Below are 18,715 nucleotides of genomic sequence, written 5' to 3' on the forward strand. Positions count from 1 at the left end.
GGTCGTGTGATCAGTCGCACAGCTCGGCGAGGAAGTCCAGCGCCACCGCCCAGGTACGCTCGGCTGCTTCGGCGTCGTAGTCGGGCAGGTCGGGGTCGGTGTAGAGGTGGCCCGCGCCGCGGTAGCGGTGCACCTCGACATCGGCGCCGGCCTTGCGCATCCGCAGGTACCACGCGTTCAGCCAGTCGTCCGGCTCGAACGGGTCGGGCTCGGCCACGTGCAGTTGGACCGGGATGCCGGTGGCCGCGTCGTCGGCGATGTCCGACGTACCGTGCAGGAGCAGCAGTCCGCGGGCCCGCTCGTCGCCGAGGGCGAGGTTCTGCGCGAGGGAGCCGCCCAGCGAGAAGCCCGCGTAGACCAGGCCCTGTTCGGAGTACGGAGCCGCGGCGGCGACCGCGCGGCGCAGCAACTCCTCCCGGCCGATCGAGTCCTTGATCCGCATGCCCTCCTCGACGTCCTCCGCGGTCCGGCCGTCGTACAGGTCGGGCACCCGCACCTCGTGACCGGCGGACCGCAGCCGGTCGGCGGCGGTGTGGACGGCGGGACGCAGCCCGTAGGCGGAGTGCAGAAGGAGGATCGTCACAGTGCAGCCTTCGTTCGCGTGGGTCCGGGTACGCGACCATGGTGCCATTTGCCTCTGACCCCGGAAGCGCCGTACAAGTGTGCTGGTATGCCAGGAAAGGAGCAGGTGACCATGGAGGACGCCCTACGGCCGGTGGTCGTGGTCGGCGTGGCCGTCGGGCTGTCGCTGATCGCGGGCTGGGCCGTCGACCGTTCCCTGCGCCGGGTCGACGCCCGGCACCCGGAGACGCCGCTGTGGCATCTGCTGCGGCGGTGCGGCGTCCCGTTGCAGGTCGTGCTCTGCACCTCGATCCTGCGCGGCGGTTACCGGAGCGCGGACCTCTCCGACGGCGACACCGCGGCCATCGGCCGGCTGCTCGTCCTGGTGATGATCGCCGCGTCGGCCTGGCTGGTGGTACGCGTCGCCGCCGCCGTCATCGACTCCTCGTACGCGCGGTACTCGGCGGTCTCGCACGACGTGCCGAAGATCCGCCGGCTGCGGACCCAGCTCACCTTGATCCAGCGGGTGCTCACCGCGATCATCGGTGTGATCGCGGTCGCGTCGATGCTGTTCACCTTCCCGGAGATGCGGACCGTCGGGGCCTCGATGCTGGCCTCCGCGGGCATCATCGGCATCGTCGCGGGCGTGGCCGCCCAGTCCACGCTGGGCAATCTCTTCGCCGGGCTCCAGATCGCCTTCGGCGACATGGTCAGGATCGGCGACACCGTGGTGGTGGACGGCGAGTGGGGCGAGGTCGAGGAGATCACCCTCACCTTCCTGAGCGTCCGCACCTGGGACGAGCGGCGGATCACCATGCCCGTGTCGTACTTCACCAGCAAGCCGTTCGAGAACTGGTCGCGCGGCGACCCGCGGATGACCGGCACGGTCTATCTGCACCTGGACCACTCCGCGCCGGTCGACCAGATGCGCAAGCGGCTGCTGGAGATACTGGAGCAGACCCCGCAGTGGGACCGCAGGGCCTGGGGCCTGGTGGTCATCGACAGCACGCCCACCACTCTCCAGGTGCGGGCGCTGGCGACGGCCAAGGACGCGGGCGACATCTTCAATCTGCGCTGCATCGTGCGTGAGCAGCTGGTCGACTGGCTGCGCTGCGAGCACCCGTACGCGCTCCCCCGGATCAGCACGGCGCCCGCGCCCGGGCAGGAGGCGGCCGGGGAGCGAACGGCCACGCCCGCGCCCGACCCCAGCCATCTCGGGCCGGGGCCTGGACCGCAGTAGGCGGGCGGCGCGGTCGCGCGACGCGGCAACAGGCCGTGGACGCGGACCCGGTGACGCAACTCACACCGCATGCGCCGCACGGAACACGCCGCTCACACCCCGCGCATCGAGCGCAGGTCGAGCGAGCGCAGCACTCTGTCGACGATCTCCGGGTCGGCCCCGGGCTCGCTGCGCGCGGCGAGCACTTCGTGCCGGGCCGCGGACAGCATGTCGTCCTGGATCCGGCGCAGCGCCTTGAGCCGCTCGGCCCGCCGGAAGTGGCTCTCCCGGCGCTCGTCGTCCACGATGTCGGGCGAGATGCGGACACCGACGTCGAACGCCCGGTGGTGCAGCATCTCGGCGAGCTCCTCGTCCAGCGTTTCGGCCTGCTCGATCTCCCGCAGCCGGACCCTGGCGGCGGTCATCGCCCGTACCGCGAGCTTGCGTTCCAGCGCGTGCTCGGCCTCGATGTCACCGCGGACGCCGAGCCGCCGGACCAGCCAGGGCAGGGTGAGCCCCTGCACGACGAGGGTGGCGAGCACCACCGCGAAGGCGATGAAGAGCAGTTCGGCGCGGGCCGGGAAGGGCCCGCCGTCGTCCGTGGCGACCGGAATGGCCAGGGCCAGCGCCACCGACGCCACCCCGCGCATCCCCGACCACCACATGATGACGGTCTCCCGCCAGGTCATCGGGATGTCCTCGTCCACGTCCCGCAGCTTGTGCAGCCTCTTGGCCACCCAGGCCGCCGGCAGCAGATACAGCAGCCGTACGCCGACCACGACCGCGATCACCAGGCCGGCGTGACGCAGCATCGGGTCCCAGTTGCCCCGGCCGACGCTGAACACATGGTGCAGCTCAAGACCGATGAGACCGAAGGCGATCCCGGTGATGAGGGTGTCGACGATCTCCCAGAAGGTGTTGCCCGCCAGCCGGGCCTTCACGTCGTCCGCCTCGAAGGCGTACTCGGCCAGGAAGAGCGCGCAGGTGAGCACCGCCAGGACGCCGGACCCGTGGAACTGCTCGGCCAGCGCGTAGGCGGCGAAGGGCACCAGGAGCGACAGACCGATCTGCAAGGTGGCGTCGCCGACCACGCCCATCAGCTTGTTGGCGCCCCAGCCGAGTACCAGGCCGACCACGACCGCCACCACCGCGGACTCGACCAGCTCGAACGCCGCGTGCGCCACCGAGAACTCGCCGGACAGCGCCGCCGTGACCGCCACGTGGTAGAGCACGATGGCGGTGACGTCGTTGAACAGCCCCTCGCCCTCCAGGATGGAGATCATCCGGCGGGGCAGGCCGAGGCTGCCGGCCACCGCGGTCGCGGCCACCGGGTCGGGCGGCGCGACCAGCGCGCCCAGCGCGCAGGCGGCGGCCACGGTGATGCCGGGCACCACCGCGTTGACCACCAGGGCCACCGCGGCGGTCGTGACGAAGACCAGCGCGACCGCGAGCAGGAAGATCGCCCGCCGGTTCGCCGCGAACTGCCGCCAGGAGGTGCGCTGCGCGGCCGCGTACAGCAGCGGCGGCAGCACCAGCGGCAGGATCAGATCGGGGTCGATCCGGACGTTGGGCACCTGCGGGATCAGCGCGAGCACGCCCCCGAAAATGGTCATCAGCACCGGCGGCGGCAGCTTTACCCGGTCGCCGAGCGGCACCATGATGATGGCGGCGAGCATGAGCGTGAAGAAGAGGGCCAACTGATCCACGGCGCAAGGGTGTCACGCCCTTGTGAACAGCAGGCTTCTCAATCGCCGGGCGGGGCCGTTTTCGTGAACACGCGCCGCATCGAGCGGTGGGCGATGCCGGCGTCCATGAACTCCGGCCCGTACGCGGTGTAACCGAGCCGTTCGTAGAAGGCGATGGCGTGCACCTGCGCCTCCAGGTACACCCCGCGCAGCCCGAGCCGCCGGGCCTCGTCCTCCAGCGCCCGCACCAGCCGGGCGCCGACGCCCCGGCCGCGCGCGGACCCGAGTACGGCGAGCCGGCCGAGCACGGCCGTCTCCGGGTCGCCGTCGTTCTTCGCCGCGGCGTCCGCGCCGAGCAGCAGCCGCCCGGTGCCCGCGCCCTCGGCCAGTACGTGCACGGCCCGGTCGTCCTTGCCGTCCCGCTCCAGGTCCGCCGGGACGTCCTGCTCGACGACGAAGACCTCGTGCCGTATCGCGTGCACGGCGGCCATCGCGTCCGGGTCGTCCGCGGCGACGACCCGGACGGCCGGCGCGGGGGCGGTCACCGCGTCGGTCGCCCGCGAGGTCGTACGGTCGGACGGTCGCGCTGTCGTACGGTCGGTCATTTGGCAGGTCACTCACTGTCCGCGCGGATGATGTCCAGCGCGTTCTGGAGGTCGGCGGGGTAGGTGCTCTCGAACTCCACCCAGGAGCCGTCCGCCGGGTGCTCGAAGCCGAGCCGCATCGCGTGCAGCCACTGCCGGGTCAGACCGAGCCGCTTGGCCATCGTGGGGTCGGCGCCGTAGGTCAGGTCGCCGACGCAGGGGTGGCGGTGGGCCGACATGTGCACACGGATCTGGTGGGTGCGGCCGGTCTCCAGCTTGATGTCGAGCAGGCTCGCGGAGCGGTACGCCTCGATCAGGTCGTAGTGCGTCACGGACGCCTTGCCGTCCGCGACGACCGCCCACTTGTAGTCGTGCTGGGGGTGGCGGCCGATCGGCGCGTCGATGGTGCCGCTCATCGGGTCGGGGTGGCCCTGGACCAGCGCGTGGTAGCGCTTGTCGACCACGCGCTCCCGGAACTGCTGCTTGAGCAGGGTGTACGCCCGCTCGGACTTGGCCACGACCATCAGGCCCGAGGTGCCGACGTCGAGCCGGTGCACGATGCCCTGGCGCTCGGCGGCGCCCGAGGTGGCGATCCGGTAGCCCGCGGCGGCCAGCCCGCCGATCACGGTGGTGCCGGTCCAGCCGGGGCTGGGGTGGGCGGCGACCCCGACCGGCTTGGCGACGACCACGACGTCGTCGTCGTCGTGGACGATCTCCATGCCCTCGACGGGCTCCGCGACGATCGTCACCGGCCTGGGCGGCGCCGGCATCTCGACCTCGAGCCACGCCCCGCCACGCACCCGCTCCGACTTGCCCGCGGCGGAGCCGTCGATCGAGACCTTGCCCGTGGCGGCCAGCTCGGCGGCCTTGGTCCGCGAGAAACCGAACATACGGGCGATGGCGGCGTCGACGCGCTCGCCCTCCAGGCCGTCGGGCACGGGCAGGGAGCGGACTTCGGGAAGGGTACTCACCTGGTCGAGTATGCCGGACCCCGAGGGCCGCCCGACCCGCTCGGGGGCCGAAGCCCCGGTCATACGGTCGTACCCGGCCGTCCTACGGGCGGGTACGACGGCCGGGCCTGGCTGTCGTACGGGCGCGGGCAGCGGGTTCGGTACGGGCGCGGGCAACGGGTTCCGTACGGGCGCGGGCAACGGGTTCGGTACGGGCTCGGGCAATGGGTTCCGTACGGGCGCGCGCCCGGTTGTACGGGCCCGGTCAGTCGCGGTGCTTGGTGCCGTCCGGGTCGATGCCGCAGAAGGAGAGCAGCACGATCAGCACGCCGCCGCAGCAGATCGCGGAGTCGGCGAGGTTGAAGACCGCGAAGTGCTCGGGCGCGATGAAGTCCACCACCCGGCCCTGGAAGCCGCCCGGGCTGCGGAAGACGCGGTCGGTGAGGTTGCCGAAGGCGCCGCCGAGCAGCAGGCCGAGTGCGATCGCCCACGGCAGGCTGTAGAGCCGCCGGGACAGCCGGGCGATCACCGCGATCACCCCGACCGCGATGATCGTGAACACGATCGTCATGCCCTGGCCGAAGCCGAAGGCGGCGCCCGCGTTCCGGGTCGCGTCCAGCCGCAGGTAGTGGCCGAAGACGTCGATCGGGTTGTGGTACTCCAGGCTGTGCACGACCCAGATCTTGGAGAGCAGGTCGAGCAGGTAGGCGAAGGCCGCGACCCCGACCAGGACCGCGACCCGCCGCTTTCCGGACACGGCGGACTCCGGCTCGGCCGCCTGCGGCGTCGCCTCTTCCGCGGCGCCCGACCGGTCCGTGGCGTCCGGAGTGTCCGGTGTCTCCGGCGTGTCCGGTGTGGTGATGGTGCGCTCCGCTTCCGTCACGTGAGTCCCTCAGCCCTTGTGCTCCGTGCCCGTCAGGCCGAATCCTGACTGAAGACGAGGGTACGGCACACGCGTACGGAGAATCAGCGGCGCTCCTGCCGCTGCTTGTCGTCCAGACAGAGCGTGGCCCGGGGGAACGCCTGCATTCTGGCCTTGCCGATCGGGTTGCCGCAGACCTCGCAGAGGCCGTACGTGCCCTCGTCCAGCCGCTGTAGGGCGTGGGTGGCCTGGTGCAGGGTGTCGCGGGTGTTGGCCGCGAGCGCCATCTCGTACTCGCGGGTGATGTTGTTCGAGCCGGTGTCGGCCTCGTCACCGCCGGCGTCGGCGGAGTCGCGGAGCAGGCCCGCGACGGCCGCCTCGGAGGAGGCGATCTCGGTCTTGAGCCGTTCGACCTCGGCGGTCAGCTCGACTCGGGCCTGCTCGGCCTCTTCCGGGGTCCACGGCTCCTCGCCGGGGAGTACGGCGAGGGTGCCCGGGTCCGCGGCGGCCCGTGCGGCGGGTACGGGGGACCCCGGGGTCGCGGCCGTATCGGCCACGGTCTTCTTCGCTGCCACCTTGCGGGCTCCTGTCTTCTTCGTGTCCGCCGAAGCGGTTGTCTTGGCGACGGCCTTCCCGCCCCCATCGCGCCGTCGTCCCGGCGCCCCCTCCCCGGAGTCCGCACCCGACGAAGGGGTGCCCTCCGGGCCGGACGACGCACCCGACGAGGGGGCGTCCCCCGACCCGGACGACGACGACGGCGACGGCGAACCGTCCCCCGGAGACGCGGGCGCCGCGGCAGCCTCCCCGGAGGCCGCGCCCGGCGAAGGGGTGCCCTCCTTGCCGGACGACGGCGAACCGTCCCCCGAGCCCGCGCCCACAGCGCCGACCGGCCCCGAGGCCACACCCGACGAGGCGGTGTCCCCCGCCCCGGAAGATGTACCCGGCGAGGGGCCGTCCCCCAACCCCGACGACGCACCCGCGCCACCAGCGCCCGACCCGGACGACGGCAAATCGTCCCCCGAGGTCGTGGTCACGGCGCCGGCTGCCCCGAAGGCCGCGCCCGGCGAAGGAGCGTCCCCAGACCCGGACGACGGCGAACCGTCCCCCGAGCCCGCGCCCACAGCGCCGACCGGCCCGGACGACGCACCCGCGCCGCCAGCGCCCGCCCCGGACGACGGCGAACCGTCGCCCGAGCCTGCGGCCACAGCGGCAGCAGCCCTGGAGGCCGCGCCCGGCGAAGGGGTGCTCTCCGGGCCGGACGGCGGGGGACCGTCTCCCGAGTTCGTGGTCACGTCGGCGGTTGCGGCGGGCTGACCGTTCTCGGCGGCCGGGACCGCGAGGGACGACGGATCGGCCGGCAGCCGTACGACGACCCCGCCGTCCGGCCACGCCGACGGCACGACCGCCGACGGTTCGCGGTCCGTGCGGGTGGGCCGCGACGACCTCTTGGGCGCGGGCGCCGGACGCGGTCCGGCACCCGCTTTCCGCGCGGACGCGGACCTCGCCCCCACCCCCGCGGCAGCGGACTCCGCCCCGTTCCCTTCGACCATGACCGCGGCCCCTTCACATCTGTGATCTTGTGCGCGAATCGTGCGGGAAACGGTAAAACGGCTCCCCGATCCGCGGCAACGGGACGCGCTGCCCGATCCCCGGCTCCGCCGGAGGACGGACCCGGCATGCATCCGTTGTGCCCAGCTCTCCGCCAGGTATTCCGGCCCGGGCCCCCGACCATGCCGAAACCGTGTCGAAACGCGGCCATTCGGGTCAGCGCCGCCCCCCGCGCGCCCCGGATAAACCCGGACGCCCCGGCCCGGTCGGCCCCGTACACTGGGCGGCAGCGAGAGGCGTGGATGGGACGAGTAGCGCCGCACGCAGCCATGAGCGACCCGGGGACGGTGGAAGCCCGGGGGTGTGCGCGATGTGAAGATCACCCCGGAGCCGCCGGAAGAAAGTCCGCGGGATAAATGACGCGCCCGCGCACGAGTAGAACCGGCGTCGCTGCCCCAATGAGGGGGCGGTGGGAAGGTCCACCGCCAAGGAGGGTGGTACCGCGGGAGCACGCAGAAACGCTCTCGTCCCTCCGACGGAATACGCGACAGTCCGCCGGAGGAAGAAGCGATGACCCCGCAACCCTCGCAGCCGCAGTACCGCCAGGTGCCCGCCCAGGTCGACCTGCCCGCCCTCGAACACGAGGTGCTGGCCCTGTGGGACGAGCGGAAGACCTTCGCCCGTTCCGTCGAGCAGTCCGAGGGCCTGCCCGACTGGATCTTCTACGAGGGTCCGCCGACCGCCAACGGCATGCCCGGCGCCCACCACATCGAGGCCCGCGTCTTCAAGGACGTCTTCCCGCGCTTCAAGACCATGCAGGGCCACCATGTGACCCGCAAGGCCGGCTGGGACTGCCACGGTCTGCCGGTCGAGCTGGCCGTCGAGAAGGAGCTGGGCTTCACCGGCAAGCAGGACATCGAGGCGTACGGCATCGCGGAGTTCAACGCGAAGTGCCGTGAGTCGGTGACCCGGCACACCGACGCGTTCACCGAGCTGACCACGCGCATGGGCTACTGGGTGGACCTCGACGACGCCTACCGCACGATGGACCCGCAGTACGTGGAGTCCGTGTGGTGGTCGCTCAAGCAGATCTTCGACAAGGGCCTGCTCGTCCAGGACTACCGGGTCGCCCCCTGGTGTCCGCGCGACCAGACCGGTCTGTCCGACCACGAGCTGGCGCAGGGCTACGAGACGATCGTCGACCCGTCGGTCTATGTCCGCTTCCCGCTGACCAGCGGCCCGCTGGCGGGCGAGGCCGCGCTGCTGGTCTGGACGACCACCCCCTGGACCCTGGTGTCCAACACCGCCGTCGCCGTCCACCCCGACGTCACCTACGTGGTGGCCACCGACGGCACCGAGCAGCTGGTCGTCGCCGAGCCCCTGCTGACCAAGGCATTGGGTGAAGGGTGGACCGCGACCGGGCAGCGCTTCACCGGGCGCGAGATGGAGCGCTGGACGTACCAGCGGCCGTTCTCCTTCGTCGACATCCCGGACGCGCACTACGTCCTCAACGCGGAGTACGTCACCACCGAGGACGGCACGGGTCTGGTCCACCAGTCCCCCGCCTTCGGCGAGGACGACCTCAAGACCTGCCGGGAGTACGGCCTGCCGGTGGTCAACCCGGTACGCCCCGACGGCACCTTCGAGCCGGACGTGCCGCTGGTCGGCGGGGTGTTCTTCAAGAAGGCCGACGAACAGCTGGTGGCCGAACTCCAGGCCACCGGCAAGCTGTTCCGGCACGTCCCGTACGAGCACAGCTATCCGCACTGCTGGCGCTGCCACACCGCGCTGCTCTACTACGCGCAGCCGTCGTGGTACATCCGCACCACCGCGGTCAAGGACGCGCTGCTGCGGGAGAACGAGCGGACCACCTGGTACCCCGAGTCCGTCAAACACGGCCGCTTCGGCGACTGGCTCAACAACAACGTCGACTGGGCGCTGTCCCGCAACCGCTACTGGGGCACCCCGCTGCCCATCTGGCGCTGCGAGGAAGGCCATCAGACCTGTGTCGGCTCGCTGGCCGAACTCGGCGAGCTGACCGGTACCGACCAGTCGGGCCTCGACCCGCACCGCCCGTACATCGACGCGGTCACCTTCCCGTGCCCGTCCTGCTCGGCGACGGCGACCCGCGTCCCTGAGGTCATCGACGCCTGGTACGACTCGGGGTCGATGCCGTTCGCGCAGTGGGGCTACCCGTACCGCAACAAGGAGGTCTTCGAGCGGACGTACCCGGCGCAGTTCATCTCCGAGGCGATCGACCAGACCCGCGGCTGGTTCTACACGCTGATGGCGATCGGCACCCTGGTCTTCGACAAGTCCAGTTACGAGAACGTGGTCTGCCTCGGTCACATCCTGGCCGAGGACGGCCGCAAGATGTCCAAGCACCTGGGCAACATCCTCCAGCCGATCCCGCTCATGGACCAGCACGGGGCCGACGCGGTCCGGTGGTTCATGGCGGCGGGCGGTTCGCCGTGGGCGGCCCGGCGGGTCGGGCACGGCACGATCCAGGAGGTCGTGCGCAAGACGCTGCTGACGTACTGGAACACGGTGGCCTTCCAGGCGCTGTATGCCCGTACCTCGGGGTGGGCGCCGAGCGCGGCCGACCCGGCGGTCGAGGACCGGCCGCTGCTGGACCGCTGGCTGGTCGGCGAAGTCAACGGGCTGGTGCGGGACGTCACCGACGCGCTGGAGACCTTCGACACCCAGCGCGCGGGCAAGCTGCTGTCGTCGTTCGTGGACGACCTGTCCAACTGGTACGTGCGGCGGTCGCGCCGGCGCTTCTGGCAGGGCGACGCGGCGGCGCTGCGGACGCTGCACGACGTGGTCGAGACGGTCACCCGGCTGATGGCGCCGCTGGTGCCGTTCATCACCGAGCGGGTGTGGCAGGACCTGGTCGTCCCGGTCGTGCCGGACGCGCCCGACTCCGTACACCTGGCGAGCTGGCCGGTGGCCGAGCAGGAGCGGATCGACCCGGCGCTGTCCGAACGGATGCGGCTGGTACGGCGGCTGGTGGAGCTGGGCCGGGCGACCCGCGCGGAGTCCGGGGTCAAGACCCGGCAGCCGCTGTCGCGGGCGCTGGTCGCGGCGGCGGGCTTCGAGGCGCTGTCCGAGGAGCTGCGGGCGCAGATCACCGAGGAGCTGAACGTCTCCTCGCTGGCGTCGCTCGCCGAGGTCGGCGGGTCGCTGGTCGACACCACCGCGAAGGCCAACTTCCGGGCGCTGGGCAAGAGGTTCGGCAAGGGGGTGCAGGCGGTGGCGGCGGCGGTCGCCGCGGCGGACGCGGCGCGGCTGTCGGCGGACTTGCGGGAGAAGGGGACGGCGACGGTGACCGTCGACGGGGAGGCGGTCGACCTCTCGCCCGAGGAGGTCGTGGTCACGGAGACGCCCAGGGAAGGGTGGTCGGTGGCCTCCGAGGCGGGCGCGACGGTCGCGCTCGACCTGGAGATCACGCCGGAGCTGCGGCTGGCCGGGCTGGCGCGGGACGCGATCCGGCTGATCCAGGAGGCGCGGAAGAAGAGTGGGCTCGATGTGGCGGACCGGATCGCGGTGCGGTATGTGGCCGCGGAGGCGGAGTTGGGGGCGGCGCTCGCGGATCACGCGGGGTTGATCGCCGAGGAGGTTCTGGCGGTGGACTTCGCGGCCGGTGCTCCCGGGGAGGAGTTCGGCCCGGCGTTCACCGACGAGGGCCTTGGCCTCACGTTCCACCTCCGCAAGTCCTAGGCCCTCAATCGCCGGGCAGGCTCCTGGCCTCAATCGCCGGCCGGGCTGGAAAAACCAGCCCGCCCGGCGTTTGAGGGCAGCGAAGCCCGCCCGGCGTTTGAGGGCAGATCCAGCCCGGCCGGCGTCTGAGGCCAAAGCCCGCCGGCGATTGAGGCGCAAAAGGTCCGGGTCGCCTGGGGTACGTTTCCCGGGCGGCCCGGACCTTGGTGAGGCCAGTGCCTAACGACTAGTGCCTAACGACTAATTGTCGTCCTCGTCGATCAAAAAGCCCCGCATCGGCGTCGGCGCCTGCTGCAACGGCTGCGGCCCCTGCGGCCGCACCGGCGCCATCGGCTGCGTCATCGCCGGCGACATCTGCTGCTGACCACCGTACGTGGGACCGGGACCGTGCCCGCCCATGCCGTTGCTCTGACCGCCGCCGTACGACGGCGCGGAACCGCCATGGCCCATGGCACCCGCACCGGCCGGAGCCATGCCGCCCATGCCGCTGCTGCCCATGGAACCGCCCATGCCGCCGCCCATCGAGGAGGCCGCCGGGAGGGACGGGGCAGGCGGCGCCGTACGCGGCGGGGCCAGCGAGTCGTCCGCCTGGTTCTCCAACTGCCTCAGCTGGGACTCCAGGTAGGACTTGAGCCGCGTGCGGTACTCCCGCTCGAAGCCGCGCAGATCCTCGACCTTGCGCTCAAGCGTCGCCCGCGCGGACTCCAGGGAGCCCATCGCCACGCGGTGCTTCTCCTGCGCGTCCCGCTCCAGCGCGTCGGCCTTGGCGCGGGCGTCCCGCTCCAGGCCCTCGGCGCGGCTGCGGGCCTCGCCGACGATCTTGTTGGCCTCGGAACGGGCCTCCGCGATCGCCTGGTCGGCGGTCTGCTGGGCGAGCGAGAGCACGCGTGCCGCGCTGTCGCCGCCGGGACCCTGCTGCTGCATCGGGTGCTGGCCCATCGGACCGGGACCCTGTTGCTGCTGCATCGGGTGCTGCTGCTGCATCGGGTGCTGGCCCATCGGGCCCGGCCCCTGCTGCTGCATGGGGTGGCCCTGCTGCTGCATCGGGTGCTGGCCCGGACCCGGGCCGTGCTGCTGCTGGGCGCTCGGCCCGGCAGGCAACTGCGGCGCGCCGCCGGGCAGCTGGGGCGGGCCCATCTGCTGCTGCGGCATCTGCTGCTGCACCGGCTGCGGTCCCGATATGGCAGCGGGCACCGGCCGGTCCTGCGGCTCCGGCTTGCGCATGCCCTGCTGTTGGTTCTGCGCGGCGGCACGAGTCGCCGCGGCCAGTTTGGCCCGCAGATCCTCGTTCTCTCGGAGCAATCGGGTCAGCTCCGACTCCACCTCGTCGAGGAAGGCGTCGACCTCATCCTCGTCATAGCCCTCTCGGAGGCGGACGGTCGTGAACTGCTTGTTCCGAACGTCCTCGGGGGTCAGCGGCATCTCTTCACCTCAACGTGATCGTCGACATATCGGGAGCCCGCACCGTTCACATCAAGCCCCCAACGACGGAGATCAGGATGTACACGATGATCATCAATACGAAGAAGGACAGGTCGAGCGCCACGCCCCCGAGACGTAGCGGCGGGATGAACCGCCGCAAAAGCTTGAGTGGCGGATCGGTGACAGTGTAGGTGGCTTCCAAGACCACCACCATCGTCTTGCCAGGGTGCCACGAACGAGCGAACTGGAAGACGTAATCCATCACCAATCGGAAGATCAGCACAAACAGGAAGCAGTACAACGCGATGTACAGCACCTGGAGTGCGACACTCATCGCGCTTCCCTCTCCCCTGCTCCTCGTCGGCCTGCCGGCCGGTTCCTACGCTTGTGTTTCGCTCAGCTCTGGTTGAAGAACCCACCCTCAGCGATCCGGGCTTTGTCCTCCGCCGTGACATCGACGTTAGCAGGCGAGAGCAGAAAGACCTTCTGCGTCACCCGCTCGATGCTGCCATGAAGACCGAAGACGAGACCGGCGGCGAAGTCGACAAGTCGCTTCGCGTCCGTGTCGTCCATCTCCGTCAAGTTCATGATCACCGGCGTACCCTCACGGAAGTGTTCCCCGATGGTACGGGCTTCGTTGTACGTCCGGGGGTGGAGTGTTGTGATCCGGTACGGCTCGCGCTCTGACACGACCTTGGGCATGATCACCGGTGCGTTCTTCTCCAGGCTGTGACGTTCGGGTGTGATGGATGCCACTGGGGCGATCCGCGGTTCTCGCGGAGCCGGGGCGTGTACGAGACGCGCCGGCTCGTCCTGCGACGGCTGGTGCTGGATCGGCGGCACATGCTGGCTGTGCGGCCGACGGGGAGCGACGCGCTCGGGCTCCGGGGCGGTCCGGCCGCTGGGCGGCGTGGCCATCTCGGGCTCGAACTCGTCGTCGGGGTCGAACCCCGGCCCGTCGTATCCGTCGTCCTCCACGAGGCCGAGGTAGACCGCCATCTTGCGCATCGCGCCGGCCATGCTCTGCGTCCTCTCAGCGGGGTTGCGGTCCTCGGCCGCCTCGCGGGACGGCCGCCACACCATATTTATGCTGTGGTCCGACTTGTTGGTGACGTTACCGGAGCCCGGGACGGACTCCGAGCACCGCCGTTCCGACGCGTACATGTGTCGCTCCGGCCGCCACGGCTTCGTCGAGGTCCTGACTCATCCCGGCCGAGACCATGTTCGCAGCCGGATGCGTCTCGCGCAGGCGGGATGAGATTTCCGTCAACCGGTCGAAGGCGGCGCGGGGTTGGCCCGCGTACCGGCCGGTCAGCGGCGCGACGGTCATCACCCCGTCCAGCCGCAGCCCTTCGGCCGCCGCGATGGCGTCGGCGAGCGGCGCGACCGCGTCGTACGCCACACCGCCCCGCTCACCGCGGTCGCCCGACTCGGCGTCCAGGGCGACCTGGACGAGACAGCCCACCCGCCGTCCCGCGGCGGTGGCCGCGGTGGACAGCGCGGTGACCAGCTTGAGCCGGTCGACCGAGTGCACATGATCAGCGTAACGGACCACGGAGCGTACCTTGTTGGTCTGCAACTGGCCCACGAAGTGCCAGGTGAGCGGGAGATCGGCGGCCGCGGCGGCCTTGGGGGCCGCGTCCTGGTCACGGTTCTCGGCGACCTGCCGCACTCCGAGGCCGGACAGCAGCCGTACATCGCTCTCCGGGTAGGTCTTGGTGACCACGATCAGGGTCACTTCCGCCCGGTCGCGTCCGGCGGACTCGCACGCGCGGGCGATACGGTCCTCCACCCGGGCGAGATTCTCGGCGAGTTGGGCGCCTCTGCGGGAGAGGTCGGAGGAGTCGTTCACGCGTTCCCGTCCAGCCAGACATAGCTCGCGAGACGTCCGGTGACGCGCTCGCGACGGTAGGAGAAGTGATCGGTGGATTCCAGGGTGCAGACGGCCGGGCCGTCCATCAGCCGTACGCCGCAGCACGCGAGTTGGGAGCGCACACCGGCGCTCACATCGACCGCCGGAGTGCCCCAACTCGTCTCGGCGTACGCCTCGGGCACCACGGCGGCGACGTTTTCCCGCATTTCGGCGGGCACTTCATAGCACTTTCCGCACACCGACGGTCCGAGCAGTGCCATGATACGACCGGTTTCGGCGCCTTGTCCGATCATCGCCTCCACGACGGCCGGTACGACGCCCGCGACCAGTCCGGGCCGTCCGGCGTGCGCGGCGGCCACCACCCCGGCCCGCGGGTCGGCGAGCAGCACCGGTACGCAGTCGGCGGTCAGCACCGCGAGGGTGAGATCGGCGCGGGCGGTGACCAGCGCGTCGACCGCGGGCACTTCCGCGCCCCAGGGCGCGTCGACCACGGCGACCTCGCGCCCGTGCACCTGGCGCATCCACACCACCCGGCCCGGGTCGCGGCCGAGCGCGGCGGCGGCCCGCTCGCGGTTGGTCCGTACGGCGGCCGGGTCGTCGCCGACCGCGCCGCCGAGGTTGAGGCTGTCATGCGGAACGGCGCTCACCCCGCCCCACCGGTCGGTGAAGGCGAAGTGCGCGCCGTCCGCTGCCGTGCTGTGTCCTATCACTGCCGGGCGGTCACTTCAGGAAGTCCGGGACGTCCAGCTCCTCCGCGGCGCTGTCCTGGTACGGACGGGCCGGGGGGACGACCGGGGGGAGCGCCGGGGCCGAGGGGGCCTCGGCGACCGGCTCGCCGTGCGGCTCGCGCTCGCCCGGGGAGGCCGAGGGGACGCTGCCGAGCCCGCCGAAGGACGGGGTGGGACGCGAACCGTCGGTGCGGGGGGCGCCGGCGGCCGGGGTGTCGTCGCGCGAGGTGTAGGAGGACGGGCCGCCGAGCACCTTGTCGCGGCTGCCCTTGGTGGGCGGCTGTCCGCCGTCGAAGCCGGCCGCGATGACGGTGACCCGCACCTCGTCGCCCAGGGCGTCGTCGATGACCGCGCCGAAGATGATGTTGGCCTCGGGGTGGGCCGCCTCGCTGACCAGTTGGGCGGCCTCGTTGATCTCGAACAGGCCGAGGTCGGAGCCGCCGGAGATGGAGAGCAGCACCCCGCGGGCGCCGTCGATGGAGGCCTCCAGCAGCGGCGAGGAGATCGCCATCTCCGCGGCGGCCACCGCGCGGTCGTCACCGCGGGCGGAGCCGATGCCCATCAGGGCCGAACCCGCCTCGGACATCACGGACTTCACGTCCGCGAAGTCGAGGTTGATCAGACCGGGGGTGGTGATCAGATCGGTGATGCCCTGCACACCGGAGAGCAGCACCTGGTCGGCGGAGCGGAAGGCGTCGAGCACGCTCACCTGGCGGTCCGAGATGGACAGCAGGCGGTCGTTGGGGATCACGATGAGGGTGTCGACGTTCTCCCGCAGCCCGGCGATGCCGTCCTCGGCCTGGTTGGCGCGGCGGCGGCCCTCGAAGGTGAAGGGCCGGGTGACCACGCCGATGGTCAGCGCGCCCAGGGAGCGGGCGATGTTGGCGACGACGGGGGCGCCACCGGTGCCGGTGCCGCCGCCCTCGCCCGCGGTGACGAAGACCATGTCGGCGCCCTTGAGCACCTCTTCGATCTCCTCACGGTGGTCCTCGGCCGCCTTGCGGCCGACATCCGGGTTGGCGCCGGCGCCGAGTCCCCGGGTCAGTTCCCGGCCGACGTCGAGCTTGACGTCGGCGTCGCTCATCAGGAGGGCCTGCGCATCGGTGTTGATCGCGATGAACTCGACGCCCTTGAGACCGACCTCGATCATCCGGTTGATGGCGTTGACGCCACCGCCGCCGATGCCGACGACCTTGATGACTGCGAGGTAGTTCTGCGGTGCTGCCACGTCGAAGGCCTCTCGCCTCGAGTTACGAATCGTGTGGGACGGTCGGTAGGCTCGCCGTTGCCGTTCCGAACCCTGACCCTCAGGTTTAGGGTTACCAGTATGCCTGTCCCATGTGTTCCTTGGGACGAGACACTAAGTCGACAAGCGGCGGTGGTTCAACGAACACGCCGAACCTCCCGGTTTTCTTTTCACCCTATGTGATCACGACGTCGGCCGTGGACACAGGGCCCCAAGACACCGCTGTCACTCCGGTCCCGGCGTCAACTTCCGGACGCCGCAGGCGCGGTGGGAGCACTGACATCGAATCGGGTGGCGTCGGGCTGTGCCTTCATCAGTGCGGTGAGCACGGATGCCTTCCGTGTTCCGGCTTCCGCGCTTCCCCACATCACCATCCGGCCGCCGGTGAGTTCGACGGTGATGGAGTCGTACGAACGCACCCGGATCGCGGTCGCCCGTCCGTGCAGCGATTCCGGAAGATCTCCCGCGACGGCAATCGCCGCCCGCAGCAGTCCCTTTGTTCCGAAATGCCGAAAGCTCGCGGACTGATCGGGAGTCAATTGCACCAGGGGTACCCCGCGGGGTGCCTGATCGACCGTCGCGAAACGTACTCCGGTCCGGTCCACTTCGGTGAACTTCTTGCCGTTTTTCAGTACCGCGGAAGGCGTTCTCTCGGTCACTTTCACCCGAATCGTGTGCGGCCACGACCTTTCCACGTCGACGTCCTCGATCCGGGGCAGCTCGGCCAGCAGCCGCTTGCGCACGGCCCCGGTGTCGACCGACGCCAGCGGGCCGCCGAGCGGTACGGCGGCGGCCTTCTCGACGGCGGCGGGGGTCAGTTCCCTGGTGCCGTCGACGCCGACCCGGGTCGCGCGGAACCAGGAGGAGCCGTAGACCGCCCAGGTGCCGCCGCCGAACAGCACGGTGAGTACGACCAGCCCGGCCAGCAGCGCCTGCCTGCGCCGCCGCGCCGACCACCGCGGGGGGCCGCCGCCGTCCGGCTCCGGCAGCCGCTCCTCGGGCGGTCGCGGCTGCGCGCCGGCGTCCGCGCCGCTCGCGCGGCCGACGGCGGCTGGTCCCGGTCGGGTCATCTCGGCCTCCCGAGTTGGTGACGGCTGCGGGACGATCGCCCCACGGGCCCTATCGTGCCCCGCCCGCCGCCCGGCGTACGGCACCCCCGCCGGGCCGGCCCCCGGCCGGCCGGTACGCCACCGGCCGGCCGGGACCGCGCGGGCGGCGGCGGTCAGCGCCTGCGGGCGGCGATCGCCTCGTACACCATGCCGACCAGCAGGTCGTCCGCGTCGCGGCGGCCGAACTCGGCGGCGGCGCGGGACATGTCGTAGAGCCGGTGCGGGTCGGTGAGGACCGGCAGGACGTTGCCGAGCACCCAGTCAGGCGTCAGATCGGCGTCGTCGACCAGCAGTCCGCCGCCCGCCTTGACCAGCGGCTGCGCGTTGAGCCGCTGTTCGCCGTTGCCGATCGGCAGCGGTACGTACGCGGCGGGCAGACCGACCGCGGACAGCTCCGCGACGGTCATGGCGCCGGCCCGGCAGAGCATCATGTCGGCGGCGGCGTAGGCCAGATCCATCCGGTCGACGTACGGCACCGGACGATACGGCGGCATGCCGGGCATATTGTCCGACCGGGGCAACTCGTTCTTGGGGCCGACCGCGTGAAGGATCTGGATACCGGACTGCTGGAGGCGCGGGGCGACCGTGGCGATCACCTCGTTGAGCCTGCGGGCGCCCTGCGAACCGCCGGAGACCAGCAGGGTCGGCAGGTTCTGGTCCAGCCCGAAGGCGTGCCGGGCCTCGGGCCGGGCGGCGGCCCGGTCCAGGGTGGCGATGGTCCGGCGCAGCGGGATGCCGATGTAGCGGGCGTCACGCAGCTTGCTGTCGGGCGTGGAGACGGCGACGGCGTGGGCGTACCGGGAGCCGATCTTGTTGGCCAGGCCCGGGCGGGCGTTGGCCTCGTGGACGACGATCGGCACGCCGAGCCGCTTGGCGGCCAGATAGCCGGGCAGGGCGACATAGCCGCCGAAGCCGACCACGCAGTCGGCCTTGGTGCGTTCCAGGATCTGCTCGGCGGCCTTGATGGTGCCGCGCAGCCGCCCGGGGACGGTGATCAGTTCGGGAGTGGGCCTGCGGGGCAGCGGCACGGCGGGGATGAGCGCGAGCTCGTAGCCGCGTTCCGGTACGAGCCTGGTCTCCAGTCCCTTCTCGGTGCCGAGCGCCGTGATTCCCACGGTCGGGTCCTGCCTGCGCAGGGCATCGGCGAGCGCGAGCGCCGGCTCGATGTGGCCGGCGGTCCCCCCGCCGGCGAGTACGACATGCACCGA

General features: G+C 71.4%; 17 protein-coding genes. 3 read left to right on the top strand and 14 right to left on the bottom strand.

The window, feature by feature from the left end; all coding sequences use genetic code 11:
- Positions 1-10: 10 nt before the first annotated feature.
- Complete coding sequence (locus tag OHA30_RS06795) at positions 11-631, bottom strand: dienelactone hydrolase family protein (RefSeq protein WP_328912882.1); 621 nt, start codon at positions 629-631, stop codon at positions 11-13.
- Between the two features lie 63 nt (positions 632-694).
- On the opposite strand from OHA30_RS06795, the gene OHA30_RS06800 reads away from it, so the two are divergent.
- Positions 695-1,801 carry a mechanosensitive ion channel family protein gene (locus OHA30_RS06800; RefSeq protein WP_328917768.1) on the top strand — a complete coding sequence of 369 codons (1,107 nt, stop codon included), beginning with the start codon at positions 695-697 and terminating at the stop codon, positions 1,799-1,801.
- Positions 1,802-1,893: 92 nt separating this feature from the next.
- Here OHA30_RS06800 and OHA30_RS06805 read toward each other — a convergent pair whose 3' ends face one another.
- From OHA30_RS06805 to OHA30_RS06825, 5 genes are all read right to left on the bottom strand, one after another.
- Complete coding sequence (locus OHA30_RS06805) at positions 1,894-3,486, bottom strand: Na+/H+ antiporter (RefSeq protein ID WP_328912883.1); 1,593 nt, start codon at positions 3,484-3,486, stop codon at positions 1,894-1,896.
- A gap of 38 nt (positions 3,487-3,524) precedes the next feature.
- Positions 3,525-4,070 (bottom strand): GNAT family N-acetyltransferase, encoded by a 546-nt coding sequence (locus tag OHA30_RS06810; RefSeq protein ID WP_405785728.1) that lies wholly within the window; start codon positions 4,068-4,070, stop codon positions 3,525-3,527.
- An 8-nt stretch (positions 4,071-4,078) separates the two neighbouring features.
- Positions 4,079-5,020, bottom strand: a complete 942-nt coding sequence (locus OHA30_RS06815; protein ID WP_328912884.1) for an RluA family pseudouridine synthase — start codon at positions 5,018-5,020, stop codon at positions 4,079-4,081.
- Between the two features lie 244 nt (positions 5,021-5,264).
- Positions 5,265-5,882 carry a signal peptidase II gene (lspA, locus tag OHA30_RS06820; RefSeq protein ID WP_328912885.1) on the bottom strand — a complete coding sequence of 206 codons (618 nt, stop codon included), beginning with the start codon at positions 5,880-5,882 and terminating at the stop codon, positions 5,265-5,267.
- Positions 5,883-5,965: 83 nt separating this feature from the next.
- Positions 5,966-6,436 (bottom strand): TraR/DksA family transcriptional regulator, encoded by a 471-nt coding sequence (locus tag OHA30_RS06825; protein WP_328912886.1) that lies wholly within the window; start codon positions 6,434-6,436, stop codon positions 5,966-5,968.
- A gap of 118 nt (positions 6,437-6,554) precedes the next feature.
- On the opposite strand from OHA30_RS06825, the gene OHA30_RS06830 reads away from it, so the two are divergent.
- Positions 6,555-7,175, top strand: coding sequence for a hypothetical protein (locus OHA30_RS06830; protein ID WP_328912887.1), 621 nt, complete (start codon positions 6,555-6,557; stop codon positions 7,173-7,175).
- An 804-nt stretch (positions 7,176-7,979) separates the two neighbouring features.
- Entirely contained in the window at positions 7,980-11,129 is a 3,150-nt protein-coding gene (gene ileS, locus OHA30_RS06835; RefSeq protein ID WP_328912888.1) for an isoleucine--tRNA ligase, read from the top strand.
- Positions 11,130-11,369: 240 nt separating this feature from the next.
- Here ileS and OHA30_RS06840 read toward each other — a convergent pair whose 3' ends face one another.
- The 8 genes from OHA30_RS06840 to murG form a co-directional block, all read right to left on the bottom strand.
- Positions 11,370-12,551 (bottom strand): DivIVA domain-containing protein, encoded by a 1,182-nt coding sequence (locus tag OHA30_RS06840; RefSeq protein WP_328912889.1) that lies wholly within the window; start codon positions 12,549-12,551, stop codon positions 11,370-11,372.
- A 46-nt stretch (positions 12,552-12,597) separates the two neighbouring features.
- Positions 12,598-12,885 carry a YggT family protein gene (locus tag OHA30_RS06845; RefSeq protein WP_328912890.1) on the bottom strand — a complete coding sequence of 96 codons (288 nt, stop codon included), beginning with the start codon at positions 12,883-12,885 and terminating at the stop codon, positions 12,598-12,600.
- A gap of 62 nt (positions 12,886-12,947) precedes the next feature.
- The gene (locus OHA30_RS06850; protein WP_328912891.1) at positions 12,948-13,571 is read right to left on the bottom strand and encodes a cell division protein SepF; all 624 of its coding nucleotides are present in this window, start codon (positions 13,569-13,571) and stop codon (positions 12,948-12,950) included.
- Positions 13,572-13,665: 94 nt separating this feature from the next.
- The gene (locus tag OHA30_RS06855) at positions 13,666-14,403 is read right to left on the bottom strand and encodes a YggS family pyridoxal phosphate-dependent enzyme (RefSeq protein ID WP_328912892.1); all 738 of its coding nucleotides are present in this window, start codon (positions 14,401-14,403) and stop codon (positions 13,666-13,668) included.
- Positions 14,400-15,134 (bottom strand): peptidoglycan editing factor PgeF, encoded by a 735-nt coding sequence (gene pgeF, locus OHA30_RS06860; RefSeq protein ID WP_328912893.1) that lies wholly within the window; start codon positions 15,132-15,134, stop codon positions 14,400-14,402. Before pgeF ends, OHA30_RS06855 begins: the two co-directional genes overlap by 4 nt.
- Positions 15,135-15,144: 10 nt before the next feature.
- Positions 15,145-16,380 carry a cell division protein FtsZ gene (gene ftsZ / locus OHA30_RS06865; protein WP_328912894.1) on the bottom strand — a complete coding sequence of 412 codons (1,236 nt, stop codon included), beginning with the start codon at positions 16,378-16,380 and terminating at the stop codon, positions 15,145-15,147.
- 260 nt (positions 16,381-16,640) lie between these two features.
- Complete coding sequence (locus tag OHA30_RS06870; protein ID WP_328912895.1) at positions 16,641-17,468, bottom strand: cell division protein FtsQ/DivIB; 828 nt, start codon at positions 17,466-17,468, stop codon at positions 16,641-16,643.
- A gap of 152 nt (positions 17,469-17,620) precedes the next feature.
- Entirely contained in the window at positions 17,621-18,712 is a 1,092-nt protein-coding gene (gene murG / locus OHA30_RS06875) for an undecaprenyldiphospho-muramoylpentapeptide beta-N-acetylglucosaminyltransferase (protein ID WP_328912896.1), read from the bottom strand.
- Positions 18,713-18,715: the final 3 nt, after the last annotated feature.

This window comes from Streptomyces sp. NBC_00223 (genome assembly GCF_036199905.1).
In the GTDB taxonomy this organism is placed as follows: domain Bacteria; phylum Actinomycetota; class Actinomycetes; order Streptomycetales; family Streptomycetaceae; genus Actinacidiphila.

Excerpts from the sequence above, each read along its gene's own strand:
- OHA30_RS06845 (WP_328912890.1), bottom strand. The coding sequence starts at position 12,885 with ATGAGTGTCGCACTCCAGGTGCTGTACATCGCGTTGTACTGCTTCCTG.
- OHA30_RS06840 (WP_328912889.1), bottom strand. The coding sequence starts at position 12,551 with ATGCCGCTGACCCCCGAGGACGTTCGGAACAAGCAGTTCACGACCGTC.
- OHA30_RS06870 (WP_328912895.1), bottom strand. The coding sequence starts at position 17,468 with ATGACCCGACCGGGACCAGCCGCCGTCGGCCGCGCGAGCGGCGCGGAC.
- OHA30_RS06800 (WP_328917768.1), top strand. The coding sequence starts at position 695 with ATGGAGGACGCCCTACGGCCGGTGGTCGTGGTCGGCGTGGCCGTCGGG.
- ileS (WP_328912888.1), top strand. The coding sequence starts at position 7,980 with ATGACCCCGCAACCCTCGCAGCCGCAGTACCGCCAGGTGCCCGCCCAG.
- OHA30_RS06795 (WP_328912882.1), bottom strand. The coding sequence starts at position 631 with ATGGCACCATGGTCGCGTACCCGGACCCACGCGAACGAAGGCTGCACT.
- OHA30_RS06850 (WP_328912891.1), bottom strand. The coding sequence starts at position 13,571 with ATGGCCGGCGCGATGCGCAAGATGGCGGTCTACCTCGGCCTCGTGGAG.
- OHA30_RS06810 (WP_405785728.1), bottom strand. The coding sequence starts at position 4,070 with ATGACCGACCGTACGACAGCGCGACCGTCCGACCGTACGACCTCGCGG.